Origin of the sequence: Streptomyces hygroscopicus (assembly GCF_026168105.1) — a bacterium.
Classification (GTDB): Bacteria; Actinomycetota; Actinomycetes; order Streptomycetales; family Streptomycetaceae; genus Streptomyces; species Streptomyces hygroscopicus_D.
Genome location: NZ_LBMW01000157.1, coordinates 1 through 1,144 on the forward strand (window position 1 = coordinate 1; position 1,144 = coordinate 1,144).

Sequence of the window (1,144 nt, forward strand, 5' to 3'; positions counted from 1 at the left end):
GTCCGTGAACCGGCTGATGGAGTAGTCGTGTCCCCAGAACCGTCGGCCGGGGCCGAAGTCGTGCGTCCGGTCCGGCGCGGGAGTGGTCGTGCTCATGGCGCTCTCCCCTCCTGTGATCTTGGCTCTTGAGAAGAAACATTATCTGGAGCCAGACGTACCGATACCCCCGAACCATCCACCATTCGGGGGCACCTGACGACCAGTCGTTCCGTTGCAGACGACTTCTGTGAGAGCGATCCTAAGCTCAGAGGGTCACTCGCGGGGATCCACTGCCAGGCCGAGGATGGCTCAGCCCCCGTCGCTCGCTCGCCACGACGGCGGCACGACGTGCGCATCGATGTCCGCCTTCCGGAGAGAAGTCGTTACGACGAACTGCCGACAGAATTCGAACTCCTCTCTGGTCGGCTTCCTCCCAACGACATCCCGGCTCGTGAGCACTCGCTCCATGGCGGCCTCGTCCTCGTGGTCCCCTCCCCAGAAGATGTTCCGAGGGGTCAGAGCCTGGAACCTGGCGTAGTGGTGCAGGCTGCCTCCCAGGACCAGCCACTGCATGGCGTCCTGCAGGGCGCCGACCGTGTCGTCAAGCCGGTCCAACTGGCCGCTGAACTCACCGACATGGAAGTTGCTCCTGTCGAAGATCTTCCTGAAGGTGCCGCTCAGCTTCCGAAGGTGCGTTTCCCTTCGGGAGATCTTCGACAGAAGGGAGCCGTAAGGCCAGGACGGGTCCCGAAGGGTCGTCAGGAGAGCCAACTGCAGCAAGGCGAGACCCGCTCCTCCCTGGTCCGCCTCGAATCGCTCCGACGCTCGGCTGACCCACTTCCGGACTTCCTCCTGAGGGATGACGTACGAGGTGTCGACCGACCACAAGGGTGCGTCGAAGACGCGCGGGACGTTGTCGTCGAAGAATGCGAAGGTGTCGCGAACGGCCTGCTCCACCGTGTCGGCCGACGGCAATCCCGCAGCGTGCTTCAGCCCGTTCCGAGCATCGTTCAGCCTGCGCATGCCGGCCGCGCCGCTCAAGTCCTTGGCCTTCTTGAAGTAGTCCAAGAAGGTCGTGTTCTTGTCGACCGGAACGCTCCGGACATCACAGGTCAGAACCAGGAACATCTCCAGATCGGAAGAGCAACTGAACTCCAGTCACACA

Annotated in this window: 1 protein-coding gene; it reads right to left on the reverse strand. The window is 62.8% G+C overall.

What is annotated here, in order from left to right; translation table 11 throughout:
• Positions 1–288: 288 nt before the first annotated feature.
• Entirely contained in the window at positions 289–1,107 is an 819-nt protein-coding gene (locus AAW14_RS39375) for a hypothetical protein (protein ID WP_265569271.1), read from the reverse strand.
• Positions 1,108–1,144: the final 37 nt, after the last annotated feature.